We start from the raw sequence: 1012 nt of genomic DNA, 5'->3' as shown, positions 1-1012 counted from the left end.
ACGAAGAGCGGTACAGGCTTCACCGGACGTAAAGTAAAGGGCACGATTCACTGGGTAGAAGCAACGAACGCGGTGCCCGCCGAGTTCAGATTATACGAACCGCTCATTCTGGATGAAGAAGGGGCAGAAGAAGAAGGCAAGACATTCCTTGATTATGTAAATCCAAATTCGCTTGAGATTGTACAAGGCTTTGTGGAACCAAATATGAAAGGTGCCAAGCCGCACGACAAGTTCCAGTTCTTCCGCCATGGATACTTCAATGTAGACCCTAAGCATACCACCGAAGAGAAATTGGTGTTCAATCTCATTGTATCTCTGAAAAGCTCGTTTAAACTTCCGAAGTAAGCAGGATATAACCTGGAAAAAGCCTTACTGTCATTACTTATGTAAGGCTTTTTCTTTTTGCCTTTTGCCGTCAAATTGCTTGTAAACAATGCGGAAAGGTGAAACTAAACCAAGCATAGGACGTATCTACCTGTACGAAGAAATCATGGGGGCATATGAAAGTGAAAAATATAAACAATCGTGCGCTTTTGCAGGAGCTGGATTATGTATTCAAAAAATTGGGTAGAAAAATAGCGCTGGACTTCACTAAGCGAGTCAGCCCCGGAATCTCGGTTTCCCAGAGTTTGATTTTAGGTATATTGAATGAGGATGGGCCAAAGAAAATCTCCGAACTGGCAGAAGAACTGGAAATTACGCTGCCTTCTATTACTACGTTAGCAGACAAGCTGGTAGCGCAAGGCTATGTAGAACGAAAAAGATCGGAGAAAGATCGCCGGATCGTCTATCTCCATATTACGGAGCAGGGCCACAGTATTTTGCATGATCTCATGGAGGAGAAGAAAAGGAGGCTGCATAAGTATTATGCGGCATTGTCTGAAGAAGACATTCGGCATTTAATCCGAATTTACCGTATTATACTCACCAATCTGGAGGAAGCGGACAAGCAAAGATAGCGGACGGGTCTTGTATAGAAAACTTTAGTTTTTGTTCCGGTATAGGAAAGTAT

Annotated in this window: 1 protein-coding gene and 1 pseudogene; both read left to right on the top strand. The window is 43.2% G+C overall.

Annotation, left to right across the window (positions count from 1 at the left end; all coding sequences use genetic code 11):
- A pseudogene (locus B2899_RS05275) lies at positions 1 to 345 on the top strand (glutamine--tRNA ligase); the annotation flags it as partial.
- 161 nt (positions 346 to 506) lie between these two features.
- Positions 507 to 959 (top strand): MarR family winged helix-turn-helix transcriptional regulator, encoded by a 453-nt coding sequence (locus tag B2899_RS05270; protein WP_170230219.1) that lies wholly within the window; start codon positions 507 to 509, stop codon positions 957 to 959.
- Positions 960 to 1012: the final 53 nt, after the last annotated feature.

It is taken from the genome of Aneurinibacillus sp. UBA3580 (genome assembly GCF_002375825.1).
GTDB classification, from domain to species: Bacteria; Bacillota; Bacilli; order Aneurinibacillales; family Aneurinibacillaceae; genus Aneurinibacillus; species Aneurinibacillus danicus.
The sequence above is the reverse complement of the archived record's forward strand: the minus strand, read 5'-3'. Positions and strand labels throughout refer to the sequence as shown.